The organism is Indiicoccus explosivorum, from assembly GCF_002167005.1.
Taxonomy (GTDB): domain Bacteria; phylum Bacillota; class Bacilli; order Bacillales_A; family Planococcaceae; genus Indiicoccus; species Indiicoccus explosivorum.
The window spans coordinates 55576-71498 of record NZ_NHTN01000009.1 but is presented as its reverse complement, the minus strand read 5'-3'; the positions used below and the strand labels follow the sequence as shown (position 1 = coordinate 71498).

Genomic DNA, 15923 nt, shown 5'->3' with positions numbered 1-15923 from the left:
AGATTGCGATGCTGAAATGATTCATCTTTTGAGGGTATCGACTAATCCACCAATTGTCTCTATAGAGTTTAGATTAGCTGTTTCAGACACCCTTTGATTTATATGCGTAATTAAAGGCAAAAGGATGCTTCGTCAGAGATGTAAATCTATCCGTAATCAATTTATTAATGAAACGCAAACCTTGCCGCCGGCACTTATTTACGCAACTATTACGCGAAAACAGAAAAACCCGCGATGAAATCGGGTTTTATTCACATTCCTGCATCACATGAGTTGGCAATACAGCACGGGCGGATTCCGAGTTGGTCACACCGGGATTTGAAGGAGAGCATCGAAATTTGTATCGGCGAATTGGAATAATTATTTCTTGATTTCCTCCGTGGCGTACTCGCTAATCCACCATTTCCCTATATAACGGATAAAGAGCCGTATCGAGCGGTTCTATACGTTGAGGAGATGATCAAATGGCAACAGAGCGCTTTATCCGGAAGATGGACCACAGCATTTACGGGCGGCTTTACCAGTTCGTCGAGTTCGACCCGGAGACGGGGCAGGAGGAGATTGTGGAGCCGTTCCATACCGGGCTGTTCCGGAAGGTGGAGCAACAGGAACTGAGGGAGCTGTTGGCGATTAGGTCGAAGCGGGGAGCGGAAGCTGTGGGCTTTCACAGGGAAGATGAGTTCATTGTGCAGAAAGGCTCGAAGTTCGCGGCTTCCACTTCTCCGAAATGCCCAAAGAAATACATTCGCATGCGCGAGGCGCTCATTTTGGACGGTTCGCTGCTTCCGGTCCACGGCAGGCTGCTGCTGACGAAAAACACGGCGTTTGATTCGCCGCGGACGGCGGCGGGTGTCGTCATCGGCGGGTGGGCGAAAGGCCTGCATGACTGGAAAGGGAAATGACCCGCAATGCATGGAGCGGACTGCCGGGAACGGCGGTCCGCTTTTTCCGTTCAGACAGCCCGCCAGCGTAAGATTCCGTTGAATGATTAAGCGGTTCCGCAGTCGATCCAATCCGGAAATGCGACGCTGTGCCGTCGGCATGACCGTTTGATTTTCGGAATATAGGAAAACCAGTTGGACCTGCGTTGGCACATTTCCTGAATGCTTTCAGCGGCATCCACTTTCTTTATTTCCTCCAGAAGTTCCTCTTCTGAAAAGAATCCGGGACAGTAACTTTCTTCGCAAATCCAGCAGTAGAACCAGCCGTCGAGCGCTTCCCTATCGATATCTTCAATCACTACGTAATCCCCGCATGACCCTTCGCACCTGTACGCCTCGAAAGCCTCCAAATCCTTCACGGTTCCGTCGCCGAACACGCGGGCCAGCTCTTCGTACACTTCCGCTAAATACGCTTCGTCCTCAAACCAGAAAACCATCTCGTCATACGGATGAACATTGTCTTTCAGCAGGAAAAACAGGTTTACGGCCTTTATCCCGTAAAGGTGATCGGCGAAGTGCCTCCAGTTCCGGAAACGGCCATCCGATCCGGCCGGCAGTTCATCGAGCGGTAAGTAATACACCGCCTGCCGTTCGGGCCGCCAGTCGAGAATCTGCTTCTGCAGTTCCTCGAATTTCAGCACATACCTGTAGATTTCCTTTGCAAAAACTCCATCGTCGCCTTCCGCCCGGACGAAGTCGCCATGTGCATCAATGATTTCATCGATCGTGTCGTTCATCTCATCGGCTTTTCCCTGCGGATTATTAAACCTGACCTTCTCGAGATCGGATTCCCAGTTCCGGAGCCAATCGATGTAATGGAACCGGATCAGTTCATATGTATCGATGTATGGATGTGAGACGTCATCCGGCGTGTCGGGCTGGTTTTCCATATAATTCTCATAGCATTCGTCCGAACAGAAAACCACCCCCGCCGCGTTCACCCGGTATTCCGCTCCCGCTTCTTTTAAACAGTATATGCACGTCACAGACTTTCCCTCCCGTTATCAATTATTCAGCCGCTTTCATTTCATACCATACATACGCCTATTTTATTTTCCTACGCAGTCTGTCCGGTCAGCCGGGAATCAAGCAAAAAAAGGGAGCGCTGTCCGCTTCCGCGAATGCGCTCCCTTGCTGGTAGCTGTGTTTTATTCGAAAACCGTCAAGGCATCAAAAACGGCGGCGATCCCGGATTGTGGCCGGAGACGAAGTCGGCCAGCGGGATGACATAGGCGATGGCGATGGACAGGGTGGCGAGCACCACCCAGATCGCCCAGCGGTCCATGAACAGCGGGGACACGTCTTTCTTGCTGTCGTCTTCGCCGATCGGAAATTCCGTTTCGCCTTTCGGGGCGAAAAACGCGAGCTGCACCCAGATGTAGATCAGAAGGGTGATGGCGCCGAACAGGATCATGCCGCCGATGGCCATGAATGATTCGTACAGCGCCCAGTCCGCCGCCGCTTCGTGTCCGGTGTACGTCGTGTTGGCCGTCCGGCGCGGGCTTCCGAGCAGTCCGTTGATGTGCATGGCGCCCGACATGATGAGCATGCCGCTCGCCCAGATGATCGTCTGAGCGATGGCCAGCCGGTTAAGCACTTTCGTCATCTTTCTGCCGGACAGGAACGGAATGAGCCAGTAGGAGACGGCGAAAAATGTCAGCATGACGGTCGTTCCGACGGTCAGGTGCAGGTGGCCGGTCACCCAGATGGAATTGTGCACGACCTGGTTGATCTGGTTGCTGGCGTTGATGATGCCGCCGAGGCCAGCCGGGATGAACGCGAACATGGCGACGATCAGCGCGAAAAAACGGGCGTCGGACCACGGGAGGATCTTCCACCAGCCGAGCAGGCTGGTCACGCCTTTCGCTCTTCCCGCCCGCTCCATCGTCGCGAGCATCGCGAACGCGGTCATCAGGGAAGGGAAGATGATCATGAACGTCTGGATGACGTGCAGGAATTTCAGTTCGACGGACAGGCCGGGATCAAGGATCTGGTGGTGGAAGCCGCCCGGCACGTTGGCCACGACGAGAATGACGACGGCGACCCGCGCCAGGGAATCACTGAACACTTTGCCGCCGATGACTTTCGGCATCGAGACGTACCAGGCCGAAATCGACGTCAGCATCCAGATATTCACGAGCGTATGGCCGAATGCCCAGAACAGCGTGCGGCCGATCATCGGATCGATGGTCGGGACCCAGCCGAACGCCCACGGGATGACGAGCCCGACGACGAACACAGCGATGAAGAGCGACGCGAACACCCACAGGACGAACACGGCGTTGGAGAAGAACGCGAACAGCGGCGTCAGCTGTCCGGGATGCTGCTTCCGCCAGCCCTGATAAGTGATGAACATGCCGACGCAGTTCAGCAGGATGCCGACGACGATGAGGGCGAGTCCGATGTAGAACCACGGATGCGCCTGCATCGGGGTGTAGAAGGTGTACAGCACGTTCGCTTTTCCGGCCAGGATGAAGAACGCGGCCATGGCGGTGCCGACGGACATGAGCGCGAAGCCCGCCCAGCCGAAGTTGCGCGTCATCGGCGCCAGTCCGCCCAGCACTTTCGATGTTCCGGCGTACAGGTAGCCGATGCTGAAGAAGGAACTCAATACGAGGACGAGCAGCACGCCGTGGGCTGTCAGCAGGGCGTAGTAGCTGATCCACGAAGGCAATTCCAGGTAGCCGCTCCGGACGAATCCCTGCAGCAGTCCGGCGAGTCCTCCGAACAGCAGCGCCGCGAAGGCGATCGTCAAGTTGGCGGCGGATAAGATGGCATCTTCTCTCGGGATCCCGGCGGTCAGTCCGCTGTCGGCGGCTTTCCCTTTAGGAAGGACGGGCAGTTCGGATGCGTGTGTCATGTTCTCCCAACTTTCTTTCGGTTATTTTACAGTGATGGTGTTGGCCATATACTCGTGTCCGAGACCGCAATACTCGTTGCACAGGATCAAGTATTCGCCCGACTCGTCGAAGGTGTGGCTGATTTTGGAGATATGGCCGGGCACGACCATGACGTTGATGTTCGTATCCGTGATTTTGAAGCCGTGGGTCACGTCCGGTGACGCGAGCGTGAAATGCACGGTCGACCCGACCGGCACTTCCAGATCGCCCGGCCGGAAGGCGAACATTTCCGCGATCATGGCGATTTCATATTCCTTGTCGCCGACTTCCTGCAGTCCAGTGTTCGCGAAAAGCTCCGATTCCCGGACGCTCTGCGGGTCGATCGTTTCGGCGTGGCTCGGCGGCCCCATGTCCAGGACGAATGTCTGGACGGCCAGAATGGACAGGAAAATGATCAGGATCAGGGAACCGATAATCAGCCAAAGTTTCTCATAATGATGAATGCGCATGTCCTGTGATCTCCTTTCGATCCTCTTGAACGGTGATTAAAAACGCTCCAGAAATAAAAGCATGATGGCGGCCCAGGAAGCCACCATGATCGCCGCCAGGATCAGGACGGAGACGAACGTCCCTTTCAGCGAACTTTCTTCGGCGGTGGTGTGGCCCTTTCCCTGGACGGATTGGCGGGAAGGTTTCTTCATTGCTGCTGCCTCCTTCTCGTATGGATTAAACTGAACCGGGGAGGGTCCCCGGACTGATGATATGATTTCACCTTAACTATACTGCCGGCCGTGTTTGGATGGTGTGAAATAAATCACACTTTCGCTTAAAAGATTATCAAAAAAGCAAAAAAATCAGTCCCATGAATAACAGCCGCCCACCCAAACAAATCCCCGCCTGAACGGCCTCCGCTGCATGCGGAAACTGCTGTTGATGCGGAATACGGCTTCTGCGGAAAGTACGGGCAAGCTGTGATAGGATGAAGAAAAACGGGTGAGGTGGATCACTGAGATGTTTACCGTAAAAAGGATTGGAACTGTGTTCAATGACCGCAAAGAAGCGGAAGATGATTACTGGGGCAGCATTGTTTCTGTCATCGAGCTGGAAGACGGATTTGGGGCGGATGCCATTGAAGGGCTCGATGCTTTTTCGCATATTGAAGTGATTTACCTGTTCCATCTCGTCCCGGATGATAAGGTCCAGTACGGTTCCAGGCATCCGAGGAACAACACGGACTGGCCGAAAGTCGGGATTTTCGCACAGCGGGGGAAAAACCGCCCGAACCGGATCGGGGCGACCATCGCGAAGCTGGTGAAAGCGGAAGGGTCAAAAATATATGTATCGGGCTTGGATGCCATCGATCACACACCGGTGATCGACATCAAGCCGGTAATGAAGGAATTTTTGCCGAATGAAGAAGTGAAGCAGCCAGCCTGGTCGACGGAACTGATGAAAGACTACTGGGAGTGATTTACGCTGTAACGACGATATTTCTTCATTCTTAGGCAGCCGGTTTTATTCGAAGTCAGCGCTAAGCCGTTGATGTATGCAGAGAATGGAACCCCAAAGGGAAAGGCCCGTTCCATCGGCGGAACGGGCCTTTTCTGCACAACCTGACTCGATATCGTTTTTAGATGGATTCTACCGCTTCCTGAACCGGCGTGTCGCCGTTCACGACCTGAAAACTTTTGCCGATCGTCGACGGGCTGTTCAAGGTGGCGACAATCACCCGGGCGATGTCTTCGCGCGGGACTTTGATGCGTTCCATGTACGCATCGCCTTCTTCCGGCGCTTCCTTCACATCCAATTTTTCGGCCAATTCGACTCGGCTGCTGCCCGGGTCGTTCGTGAGTGCGCCGGGATGGACGATCGTGTAATCCAAATCGGTCGACCGGAGCCATTCATCTGCGTAATGCTTCGCCACCACATACGGGGCAAAGCTTTCCGGGGCGGACTGGATGGCTTCCCGGTCCGTGCTGAATGAGCTGACCATCACAAACCGCTTCACGTTGGCGCGTTTGGCGGCTTCGATCGTTTTGACAGCGCCGTCCAGGTCGATCATCAGTGTCTTATCGGGGCCGGTATGCGGACCGGATCCTGCCGTGAACACGACCGCATCCGCGCCTTCCGCGGCTTTCGCAATCACATCGACGTCGTCCTGAAGGTCCACGACGGCCACTTCTGCGCCGAGGCCGTTGAAGTAGGGGGCTTGTTCTTCCGAGCGGATCATCGCCCTCGCTTCCAAATTGCCGTCTTCCTGGATGAATTTGACGAGGTGCTTTCCGATCTGGCCGTTCGCTCCTGCGACTAATACTTTCATGGTCTCATCCTTTCCAGTTTTTGTGTCCTTCATTTTAAGGGCTTTAAGAAGTGAAGTACACTGATCGGCTCGGTGCGTTCCGTCGCCCGCCTAATCGGCCGCCTGTAAGTCATGGCCGGATTTCGTCCGGCCCAGCGCCGCGACAATCACCACACCGGCCATGGCGATGACGCCGCCGGCCAGTGAAAGGGTTTCCGGCCACTCACCGAGCCACAGCCAGGCGACGATGATGGCGATCGCCGGCTCGAGATACATCATGCTCGAAACAGAGCTTGCGTTTCCCGATGACAGCGCGATCGCCCATGTGGCGTAGGCAAGCCCAGCCGGGAAAATGCCCACATATAAGGCGGCAAGATGAGCTTCGGGCGCCGCCTGCTGGAGCGTGCCGGCCAGCCCCGGCAGGAAGATGAAAAACGGCAGCGTGCCGGCCCATGTAAAGTAAGCGGTCAATTCGATGGCTCCGTACTTGGCGAGGAGGGGTTTTTGGAACACAAAAAACACCGAAGTCGCCACGGCGGCCGCCAGCACGAATATTGCGCCGCCCGCCAGCGAAACGGAAGGACCCGCGGAGCCGACGGATATCAGCAGGATGCCCGTGAACCCGACGGCGAGACCGGCCCAGCCGAGACCGGTCAGCCGCTCCTTCAGCACCAGGACGGCGATGATGGCGGTGAAGATCGGCGCCGAGCCGATGAGCATGCCGGCAGTTCCGGCAGGAATGGTCTGCACGCCGAACGTCACGCCGATATGGTAGACGCTGATGCCGATCCATCCCAGCGCGAGGATCTTCCAGATGTCTTGTTTATCGGGCAGGCGGAACCGTTTTTTTCTGGACAGCGCGTACAGGAAAAACAATAACGATGCGATAAGGTAGCGGACCAGCACAAGGTGGCCGGCTTCGTAGCCGCCCAGCAGACTGGCGCGGATGGCGGCGAACGTGGATCCCCAGATGATGATGGTGATCAGCGCCATGAAAAACGACTTCCGGTTCATGTTCTCCCTCCTCGGACGGTTGACTGCGCAGCTGCTTAAGAAGCAGGGGCGCGGATGAAAAATTTTGCTGAATTTATTGGAATAAACCCGTAAAACAGCTTTCCGTTCCCAGTCTATCGGAAGCGGCCGGCAATAGCCAGGCTTGCAGTTCAAAGGCGGTTTCGGGGATTGTATCAGCGCTGCGGGTTCTCTATGATGGAAGGGACAGCGAACGGAAAGCGGGGGATGGAACATGCAGGAACTGACGAAAAAGCGGGCGTGGGCGTACGCGATTGACGGGGCGATCGCCAGCGGGGCATCACTCGCACTGGAGCCGCTCATGCGAAGGAAAGTGAAGAGCGGGTTCGTGCAGACGGTGGTGCTGCCGACCGCGCTGGCGTGGGGGCTTGAATATGCACAAATGCGGCTGAACGGCGGTACGGTCGGCCAGAAAGTGATGGGCATCCGGATCCTGAGCGAAGACGGGGCGGAGCCGGCCGCAAGCCAGATCATCAGGCGCATGGCGCACCGGGACACGGTAGGCCCGCTGCAGTATTGGCGACACCGCAAGGCTTATAAGCAGTATGAAGGCACGAGATTTCCGTATGACGTGTACGCGCGGACAAAAGTAGAGATGGATTGAAAAAAGCGGCTCCTGTTTCACGGGGAGCCGCTTTTGTCGTGTTTGCGACAGCAAGGTTATGTGGCAGTCAGCGCCGATACTGAATCGCGGATGAGCTGTCCCGTCGGCAGTATGACTTTCGACTGCGACGAAGCGTCATTCTTTTTGATTTTGGAGAAAAGAAGCTCCGTGCCGGTTTCCCCCAGCTTTCTCACCGGGATCTCAATGCCGGTCAGCGCCGGGAACAGGAACTGGGATAAGTGCTGGTTCGTATAGCCGACGATGGAGATATCTTCCGGAATCCGGAGACCCTTCTCCGAAAATGCCTTATAGGCGCCCACGACTTTGATATCATCGGTCGCGAAAACAGCGGTCGGCGGTTCGGAAGCCGCGAGAAGCTGCCGGGCGGCCATGTATGCTTCGTCGCTTGCATAGCCGCTGTTTACAATCCAATCCTCGTGCGGCCGCAGCTCGTGATCGGCCATGCAGTCCGCATAGCCGCTGAAGCGGTCGATGGCGACATTGTAATCGAACGGGGAGTGCATGCAGGCGATTTTCTCATGCCCTTGGCTGATCAGGTAGCGGGTGAGGTCATAGCTGTCCCGGTAATTGTCCGTGTCCACGCAAAAGACGTTGTTATACGTCCCTTCCACTTTGCCGATGACGACGACCGGGATGTTGAAGACATCCAGCTGCTGGAACATTTCCTCGCTTGCCGGAGAGGTCAGCATGATGATCCCTTTGATCATCTTTTCCCGGATCTTCATTGTGCATTTGCGCAATTCTTCCTCACTGTCATGGGAAGTCTGGAGAATGACATCGAAATTCTCCTCTTCGGCCCGCTGAGTGATGGAATGCAGAATTTCCGAAAAGAATGGATTGTCCGCTGTCGTTTTATTGGAACGGGACACGATGAGAATCGCGTCGAACCCTTTTGAGAGGGATTGGGCGAGCTTGCTCGGATGGTAATTCAGCTCTTCGATGGCGTTTAATATGCGTTCCTGCGCATGCAGGGAGACGTTTTTCTGGTTGTTCAGGAATCTGGATACAGTCGATTTGGAGACATTCGCGACTCTTGCGATGTCGTAAATGGTCGGTCTCATTGGCTATCCTCCTTCGGATGGTGAGGAGATTCGGAAACAGAAATCCCGTCAGATCCTTTCGATGGGACCTGCCGGGGGCGGTTCCCCGCTCTCTACATTACCGCACACTTCCTTTTTTAGCATGGACGACACACCGGGAAAACGGGGCGCGATCAAGGATAAAGCGGCTGGGAAAGGCGTGCGGAAAAGTCGAAAACTGATTTGACAGAAAGATTTTTATATTATATATTTTAGCTGTGGGAGCGGTACCAATCAATAGAATATTAAGAAAACAATCGCATTTAATTTAAAAACCGGCGCCGCCACTGATCAGGTTTTTTCTTTTTTTGACGTTATGGGAGCGGTTCCAAAAAAGGGGGTTGCAATGGAAAAAATAAAAAACAGGCTGTCCTTTATTTACGAAGATCAAGATGTTGAACCGTATGTTTCAAGGATTGTCGCAGCCATAGAAGAAACGAAGAGGAAGCCTTTACGAAAGAGAAAGCAGCTGTGGGACGAAGAGGATGTGGTGCTGATCACGTACGGCGATCAGTTCAGGGAAGAAGGGCGTCCGGCCCTGCAGTCGCTGGAGAAGATGGTGGACGAACACCTTTCGGATTCCTTCAATATCGTCCATATCCTTCCTTTTTATCCGTATTCGTCCGATGACGGATTCTCGGTGATCGACTACCGGGCAGTCGATCCCGCTCTCGGCAGCTGGGAAGATATCCGCCGGCTGTCCGGTTCGGTCCGGCTCATGTTCGATGATGTCTGCAACCACATTTCCGCGGAAAGCGAATGGTTCCGGGAGTACTTGAAGGGCAATCCCGCTTACCGGGAGTTCTTCATCGAAATGGATCCTTCCGTGGATTTGAGTGCGGTGACAAGACCGAGAGCCCACCCGCTGCTGACCGCTTTCACGACGGCTGACGGGGAAGAAAAGCACATTTGGACCACTTTCAGCAGTGACCAGATCGATTTGAACTTCGGAAATCCGGAAGTGCTGGTCAGGATGGCGGAGCTTCTGCTGTTCTATATCGAGCAAGGCGCGGAATTCATCCGCCTGGATGCGGTGGGCTTTGTCTGGAAAGAGGTCGGCACACCGAGCATCCATCATCCGAAAACGCATGAAATCGTCAAGCTTTTCCGGGATATCGCGGATGAAGCGTCACCCGGCACCGTCCTGATCACCGAAACGAACGTCCCGCACGAGGACAACATCTCTTACTTCGGGAACGGGCACGACGAAGCGCACATGGTATATCAATTCCCGCTTCCGCCCTTGGTCCTTTATTCCATTCACAACGGAAATGGAAGCGCTTTAACAAAGTGGGCGAAAGGGCTTCCGGATACCGGCGGAGAGACGGCATTTTACAATTTCCTCGCTTCGCATGACGGAATCGGGCTGAATCCGATCCGGGGGATCGTCCCGGAAAACGAAATCACCGATCTCGTCGGCAGCCTGCAGGAAGAAGGGGCGCTCGTCTCGTATAAGCGGACAGAGGACGGCCGGGAAATCCCATACGAAATCAATGTTACTTATTTCGATGCGCTGAGCCGGAAACAGGAAGGGGATGAGGCGCGGATCGCCAAGTTCCTGCTGGCCCATTCCATTCTTCTTACACTGCCTGGCGTTCCGGCTGTCTATGTCCAGAGCATCCTCGGGTCCGGGAATGATTATGCGGGCGTCGAGGCGACCGGCAGCAACCGGTCGATCAACCGCCAGAAATTCGATTATGACCGGCTGGAAAGCGAACTGCTGGCGGACGGCAGTGTCAGAAACCGCATTTTCACCGGCCTGAAGAAAATCATCGGGATCCGGAAAAACGAACCGCTGTTCCATCCGAACAACCGGATGGAAGTGGAGGATTTCGGGGAATCGGTCTTCGCTTACAGCAGGATCGATAAATCAGGAAGCCGCCTGCTCGTCTTGAACAATTTGACTGGCCGGAAGGTGAACGCCGGTGTGTCAGGCAGTTTCCTCGATGTTGTCACGGGAGAAAAAGTGGAAGCGCCGGGCGGACTCGATCTTGTGCCTTATGGGTTCCGATGGCTCAAACCGATCAAAAAAGGGGAGGAATTACGATGAAAAAAGTGTTTGGATTGGCGGCCGCACTCGGCCTGACGACAGGTCTCGCTGCTTGCGGAGGGGAGGAAGCGGTGAGTGAAGACGGGAGCGTGACAATCGAATTCATGCACTCTCAGGTGGAACAGGAGCGTCTGGCGGTCATTACGGATCTCGTCGAGAAATTCGAAAGCGAGCATCCGGACATCCAGGTTGAGCAGGTGCCGGTTGAAGAAGATGCCTACAACACGAAAGTGGTCACGCTGGCAAGCGCCGGACAGCTTCCGGAAGTGCTGGAAGTCAGCCAGGATTTCGCAAGGGTGATGGCGAAAGACCAGCTCATCGACCAGGAGGCGGTGGCGGCAGCCATTGAATCCGTCGGGGCGGATAATTTCTACGACGGTGCACTGCGGCTCATAAGCAACGAAACGGGCGACGGATACCTCGGCCTGCCGATCAGCGGCTGGGTCCAGGGAATCTGGTATGACAAGGAAGCGCTTGCGTCGAAAGGCTTTGAAGAACCGGAAACATGGGATGAAGTATTGGCCGTTGCGGAAGCCTTCACCAATCCTGCGGAAGACCAGTACGGCATCGCGCTGCCGACTGAAGAAAGCCTTTTCTCGGAGCAGGCGTTCTCCCAGTTCGCGCTGTCGAACAATGCCAACGTGCTGAACGCGGAAGGCGAACTGACGATCAACACGCCGGAGATGGAGGCAGCGCTCGCTTATTACCAGGAGCTTTCCCAATATACGATGCCGGGCTCCAACGGGGTTACGGAAGTCAACGACGCCTTCATGAACAATACGGCGCCGATGGCCATTTACTCGACCTACATCCTGCCGGGTGTCTTTGAACAGGGGAATGCGGAAAATCTTGGATTTGCGATTCCGACCAATGAAACAAGCGCGGTCTACGGGACTGTTTCCGCACTGACCATCACAGCCGGTGTCGAAGACGCGGAGAGAGAAGCCGCACAAGAATTCGTCGAATTCATGGCACAGCCGGAAAACATGACGGAATGGGTGCTGATGTCACCAGGCGGTGCGCAGCCGGTCAGTGACCTCGTGACAGAAAGTGAAGCATACCAGTCGAACGAAGTCATCAACGCATTCGGCGACCTGTCGACCGAAATCGCCTCTTCCTTCGAAGAAATCCAGATATTCGGTCTGGTGGACGGCCAGAACTTCCTGAAAGCGGGCGATATCTCAAGCTCCGGCGCCATCCCGAAAATGGTGAACAGTGTGACCGTCGGTGAGCAGAGTGTGGAAGAAGCGCTGGCGGAAGCCGAAAGCGCGGTCAAGGAAGTCATCCAATAAATCAGGGGAGGGAGTGTCTGACGGCACCCCTCTCATTCATTGACAGCCCTTTTGACGTCCGGCAGGGAATACACCGGTTGTCTTATCCGGGAATACACTGAAGACCAGGAGGAGACCATGAAACGAAAAGCAAAAGAGAGATCGAACGCGAAACTGGCGGCTGCTTTGCTTTTGCCGAGCGTCTTTTTGATCTTGCTGCTCATCATCTACCCGATGCTCGTGAATGTCAGAATCAGCTTTTTCGAGCAGTCGATCAACCCGAACATCGATCCGGTTTTCATCGGGCTCGAAAACTACATAAGCATTCTGACCGACCTGGCGTTCTGGCAGTCGCTCGGCATCACGCTGCTCTATACCTTTCTGACAGTCGCGGGCAGCACTGTGCTCGGACTGGCGATCGCGATTCTGTTCAACCGGCCGTTCGCGTTCCGCAAAGTGTCGCGGTCGCTCATCATCGCCTCCTATGTAGCGCCCACGATCTCCCTCGTGTTTGCCTGGAAGTACATGTTCAACAGCGGCTATGGCGTCATCAACTACTTGACGGTCGATATTTTCGGCCTGTTCGAGACGGCGCCGCTTTGGTTCGATGAGCCGGTGCTGAGTTTTGTCATTGTTGTGATTTTCGCAATTTGGCGATATTTCCCGTACGCGTTCATTTCGTTCCTGGCGATTCTGCAGACCGTTGACCGGACGCTGTATGAGGCAGCCGAAATCGATGGCGCCTCAGCATGGGACAAATTCAAAGTCGTCACGCTGCCGGCGATCATGCCGGTGCTGATCATTGTCGCCACACTGCGGACGATCTGGACTTTCTACATTTTCGAGGACGTCTATCTGCTGACGAATCAGGTGCCGGTGCTTGGGATCTACCTGTATGAAACGGCATTCGCATTCAATGACCTCGGAAAAGCGGCGGCGATTTCCGTGATCCTGTTCGTCGTCCTGTTCTCGGTCATCATCATTTCAAGGAAGCGGGTGAGCCTGAATGGCAATGGCTAGCAGCAAGAAATCGAAAACGACGAAAAAGATCTTCTTCTACATCGGCCTGCTCGCCGTGCTGGGAATTACCCTGTTCCCGTTTTTCGTCATGCTTATGACATCGCTGAAAAGCTCGGCTGAAGCAATTTCGCGGACGCCGACTCTGCTGCCGCAGGAGTGGACACTGGAACATTACCGGAACGTGTTCGATCCGGTCCTGTTCCCGTTCATGATGTACTTCAAGAACAGCTTCATCGTCTCGCTGACAGCGGCGGCGATTTCGGTCCTGTTTTCGATCTTCGGCGCCTATGCAGTATCAAAGCTGAAATTCAAAGGCCGGGCTACGATCAATTCCGGTTTTTACACCGTCTACATGTTTTCCGGACTGCTGCTCATCGTTCCGCTGTTCCGGATCATCTCGGGTCTCGGGCTGTACAATACGCTGGTGGCGCTGATCATCACGATGGTCGTCCAGACGCTCCCGGCCTCGATTTTCATGCTGAAAAGCTATTTCGATACGATTCCGGATGATCTGGAGGAAGCGGCGATGATCGATGGGCTCAACCGGATCCAGATTATTTTCTACATCATCATTCCCCTGTCGATATCCGGCATCATTTCGGTGTTCGTCTATGCCTTTATGATCGCTTGGAACGACTTCCTGTTCGCTTCGATCTTCCTGTCGAGCTCGGAGAAATTCACGCTACCGATCGGGCTGACGACGCTGTTCAGCACGCCGGATTACGTGTGGGGGCAAATGATGGCCGCCTCGCTTCTGACAGCTTTGCCGGTCCTGATCCTGTACGGACTGTCTGAGCGGTTCATCAAAGGCGGAGCGACTGAAGGCGGCGTGAAAGGCTGATTTTATTCCAGAGAAAGGCAGTTGATCGAAATGAAGAAACTGGTGGCAATAAAACCGAGGGTGGCGGCACTGACAGATTATGAGGATCGACCGGTCGGACCGGATGAAGTGAAGATCGCCGTGACAGCCGCTTCACCGAAACACGGAACGGAAGTCGCCGACTTCAGGGGGCAGACGCCGTTCATCGAAGAGGAGTTTTCGGAAGAATGGCGCATGTTCTTGCCGAGGGCCGAGCATGCCGCCAAGGGTCTCGTCTTCGGTGAGCTGCCGCTCGGCAATATGGTCGTCGGCGCTGTCATCGAAGCGGGTGAAGGGGTTACGGATTATAAAATCGGCGATCACGTCTGTACGTATGGTCCTATCCAAGAGACGGTCATCGTAAAAGGCGTGGCCAACCACCGGCTCCGAAAAATGCCGGAAGGAGCGAAGTGGCAGAATGCGGTGTGCTACGATCCGGCCCAATTCGCTTTGGGCGGAGTCCGGGATGCGGGTGTGCGGGCTGGGCGCCATCGGCCAGATCGCCGTCCAGCTGGCGAAAAAAGTCGGCGCCCGGCTCGTCATCGCTGTCGATCCCTTGAAAAACCGGCGGGAAATCGCCGAGCGCAACGGGGCTGATTTTTCCCTCGATCCGCTGTCTTCGGATATCGGATGGGAAATCAAACGGCTGACGGATAAGATCGGGGCCGATTCCATCATCGAAACGAGCGGGAATTCGGCTGCCCTGCAAGGGGCACTGAAGGGACTGGGCTACGGAGGCACCATTTCCTATGTGGCATTCGGCAAACCTTTCCCCGAAGGCTTGAATTTCGGGCGCGAAGCGCATTTCAACAACGCCAAAATCGTATTCTCCCGTGCTGCGAGCGAACCGAACCCCGATTACCCGAGATGGGACCGCAAGCGCATTGAAGATACGTGCTGGGAATTGCTGATGAACGGCTACATAAATTGCGAGGATATCATCCGCCCGGTCATTCCGTTCCGGGAGAGTCCGGAAGGTTACATGAAGTACGTTGACCGGAACCCGGAACTGGGCATTAAACTGGGCGTGGAATTCGACGGAAGACCGGAAGCGGAAAGCAAGCCGGTCCCGGAAGCATGAACGGAAAAAAAGGAGGAACGGTCGATGAGGATTTGCACACAGAATCAGGCATTCTTTCCGGAGCCGATCAGCGAGAAATTCCGTTTCATCAAGGAATTCGGTTTCGACGGGTTCGAGATCGACGGCAAACTGCTGGTGGATCATGTAGATGAGGTGAAGAAAGCGATTGATGAAACCGGGCTGCCCGTTGTGGCGGCCTGCGGCGGGTATGATGGCTGGATCGGCGATTTCGACGAACAGAGACGGCTTCGCGGCCTGGAAGAGATCACCCGGATTTTGGAAGCGCTGCGGGAAGTGGGCGGTAAAGGGATTGTCGTTCCGGCTGCCTGGGGCATGTTCACGTACCGGCTGCCGCCGATGGAGCCGCCCCGGAGTCCTGAGGCGGACCGCCGGGCGGTGACGGATTCCCTCGTTTATTTGAATAAAGCGGCAGCGGAGACGGGGACTGTTATTTTCCTGGAGCCGCTGAACCGCTATCAGGACCACATGATCAACACAGTGGCCGAAGCAAGAAGCTATATCGACGATAACGAGTTCCGTCATGTGCAGGTCATCGCCGATTTCTATCATATGAATATCGAGGAAGACGATATGGCCGGCACATTGCATGCCAACCGGGATGTCATCGGGCACATCCATTTGGCCGATAACCACCGTTATCAGCCGGGAAGCGGTTCGCTCGATTTCGCCCGGCTGTTTGCGCAATTGAAAGAAGACGGCTACGACGGCGATGTGTCCATCGAGTGCCGGGTGAGAGGCGAACAGCCTGAACAGGAATACCGGAAATCCCTGGCTTTTCTGAAGGAAGCGCTGGCTCGGCCGTGAG

15 protein-coding genes and 2 pseudogenes are annotated in these 15923 nt (G+C 55.1%); 10 read left to right on the top strand and 7 right to left on the bottom strand.

Features of this window, described 5'->3' with window-relative positions:
• Nucleotides 1-186: 186 nt before the first annotated feature.
• Both CCE92_RS16160 and CCE92_RS03190 read left to right on the top strand, forming a co-directional pair.
• A pseudogene (locus CCE92_RS16160) lies at nucleotides 187-360 on the top strand (pyroglutamyl-peptidase I); the annotation flags it as partial.
• A gap of 104 nt (nucleotides 361-464) precedes the next feature.
• Entirely contained in the window at nucleotides 465-902 is a 438-nt protein-coding gene (locus CCE92_RS03190; RefSeq protein WP_088006078.1) for a DUF4357 domain-containing protein, read from the top strand.
• 86 nt (nucleotides 903-988) lie between these two features.
• Here the strand turns inward: CCE92_RS03190 and CCE92_RS03185 are convergent, their stop codons facing one another.
• From CCE92_RS03185 to CCE92_RS03170, 4 genes are all read right to left on the bottom strand, one after another.
• The gene (locus tag CCE92_RS03185; RefSeq protein WP_088006077.1) at nucleotides 989-1927 is read right to left on the bottom strand and encodes a hypothetical protein; all 939 of its coding nucleotides are present in this window, start codon (nucleotides 1925-1927) and stop codon (nucleotides 989-991) included.
• 176 nt (nucleotides 1928-2103) lie between these two features.
• Nucleotides 2104-3801 carry a cbb3-type cytochrome c oxidase subunit I gene (locus CCE92_RS03180; protein WP_088006076.1) on the bottom strand — a complete coding sequence of 566 codons (1698 nt, stop codon included), beginning with the start codon at nucleotides 3799-3801 and terminating at the stop codon, nucleotides 2104-2106.
• A gap of 21 nt (nucleotides 3802-3822) precedes the next feature.
• Nucleotides 3823-4290 carry a cytochrome c oxidase subunit II gene (locus tag CCE92_RS03175; protein ID WP_088006075.1) on the bottom strand — a complete coding sequence of 156 codons (468 nt, stop codon included), beginning with the start codon at nucleotides 4288-4290 and terminating at the stop codon, nucleotides 3823-3825.
• A 36-nt stretch (nucleotides 4291-4326) separates the two neighbouring features.
• Entirely contained in the window at nucleotides 4327-4482 is a 156-nt protein-coding gene (locus CCE92_RS03170; RefSeq protein WP_088006074.1) for a cytochrome c oxidase subunit 2A, read from the bottom strand.
• A 310-nt stretch (nucleotides 4483-4792) separates the two neighbouring features.
• Between CCE92_RS03170 and CCE92_RS03165 the strand changes: the two genes are divergently transcribed.
• The gene (locus tag CCE92_RS03165) at nucleotides 4793-5251 is read left to right on the top strand and encodes an SAM-dependent methyltransferase (RefSeq protein ID WP_088006073.1); all 459 of its coding nucleotides are present in this window, start codon (nucleotides 4793-4795) and stop codon (nucleotides 5249-5251) included.
• Between the two features lie 160 nt (nucleotides 5252-5411).
• Here the strand turns inward: CCE92_RS03165 and CCE92_RS03160 are convergent, their stop codons facing one another.
• Together CCE92_RS03160 and CCE92_RS03155 are read right to left on the bottom strand one after the other, a co-directional pair.
• Nucleotides 5412-6101 (bottom strand): SDR family oxidoreductase, encoded by a 690-nt coding sequence (locus tag CCE92_RS03160; protein WP_088006072.1) that lies wholly within the window; start codon nucleotides 6099-6101, stop codon nucleotides 5412-5414.
• Nucleotides 6102-6191: 90 nt separating this feature from the next.
• Complete coding sequence (locus tag CCE92_RS03155; RefSeq protein ID WP_088006071.1) at nucleotides 6192-7094, bottom strand: DMT family transporter; 903 nt, start codon at nucleotides 7092-7094, stop codon at nucleotides 6192-6194.
• Nucleotides 7095-7326: 232 nt separating this feature from the next.
• On the opposite strand from CCE92_RS03155, the gene CCE92_RS03150 reads away from it, so the two are divergent.
• Complete coding sequence (locus tag CCE92_RS03150) at nucleotides 7327-7716, top strand: RDD family protein (RefSeq protein ID WP_088006070.1); 390 nt, start codon at nucleotides 7327-7329, stop codon at nucleotides 7714-7716.
• Nucleotides 7717-7772: 56 nt separating this feature from the next.
• Here the strand turns inward: CCE92_RS03150 and CCE92_RS03145 are convergent, their stop codons facing one another.
• Complete coding sequence (locus CCE92_RS03145; protein WP_088006069.1) at nucleotides 7773-8798, bottom strand: LacI family DNA-binding transcriptional regulator; 1026 nt, start codon at nucleotides 8796-8798, stop codon at nucleotides 7773-7775.
• 364 nt (nucleotides 8799-9162) lie between these two features.
• On the opposite strand from CCE92_RS03145, the gene CCE92_RS03135 reads away from it, so the two are divergent.
• The 6 genes and pseudogenes from CCE92_RS03135 to CCE92_RS03110 all read left to right on the top strand — a co-directional run bounded on the left by CCE92_RS03135 (nucleotide 9163) and on the right by CCE92_RS03110 (nucleotide 15922).
• On the top strand, nucleotides 9163-10866 hold the full coding sequence (locus CCE92_RS03135) for an alpha-amylase family glycosyl hydrolase (protein ID WP_088006067.1): 1704 nt from the start codon (nucleotides 9163-9165) through the stop codon (nucleotides 10864-10866).
• A complete protein-coding gene (locus tag CCE92_RS03130) occupies nucleotides 10857-12158 on the top strand; it encodes an ABC transporter substrate-binding protein (protein ID WP_420913221.1) in 1302 nt (433 codons plus the stop codon). Before CCE92_RS03135 ends, CCE92_RS03130 begins: the two co-directional genes overlap by 10 nt.
• Before the next feature lie 117 nt (nucleotides 12159-12275).
• Nucleotides 12276-13157, top strand: a complete 882-nt coding sequence (locus CCE92_RS03125; RefSeq protein ID WP_088006065.1) for a carbohydrate ABC transporter permease — start codon at nucleotides 12276-12278, stop codon at nucleotides 13155-13157.
• The gene (locus tag CCE92_RS03120; RefSeq protein WP_088006113.1) at nucleotides 13150-13998 is read left to right on the top strand and encodes a carbohydrate ABC transporter permease; all 849 of its coding nucleotides are present in this window, start codon (nucleotides 13150-13152) and stop codon (nucleotides 13996-13998) included. Before CCE92_RS03125 ends, CCE92_RS03120 begins: the two co-directional genes overlap by 8 nt.
• A gap of 30 nt (nucleotides 13999-14028) precedes the next feature.
• Nucleotides 14029-15097 (top strand): annotated as a pseudogene (locus tag CCE92_RS03115) (zinc-dependent alcohol dehydrogenase).
• Nucleotides 15098-15121: 24 nt separating this feature from the next.
• Nucleotides 15122-15922 carry a sugar phosphate isomerase/epimerase family protein gene (locus tag CCE92_RS03110; protein WP_088006064.1) on the top strand — a complete coding sequence of 267 codons (801 nt, stop codon included), beginning with the start codon at nucleotides 15122-15124 and terminating at the stop codon, nucleotides 15920-15922.
• Nucleotide 15923 lies beyond the last annotated feature (1 nt).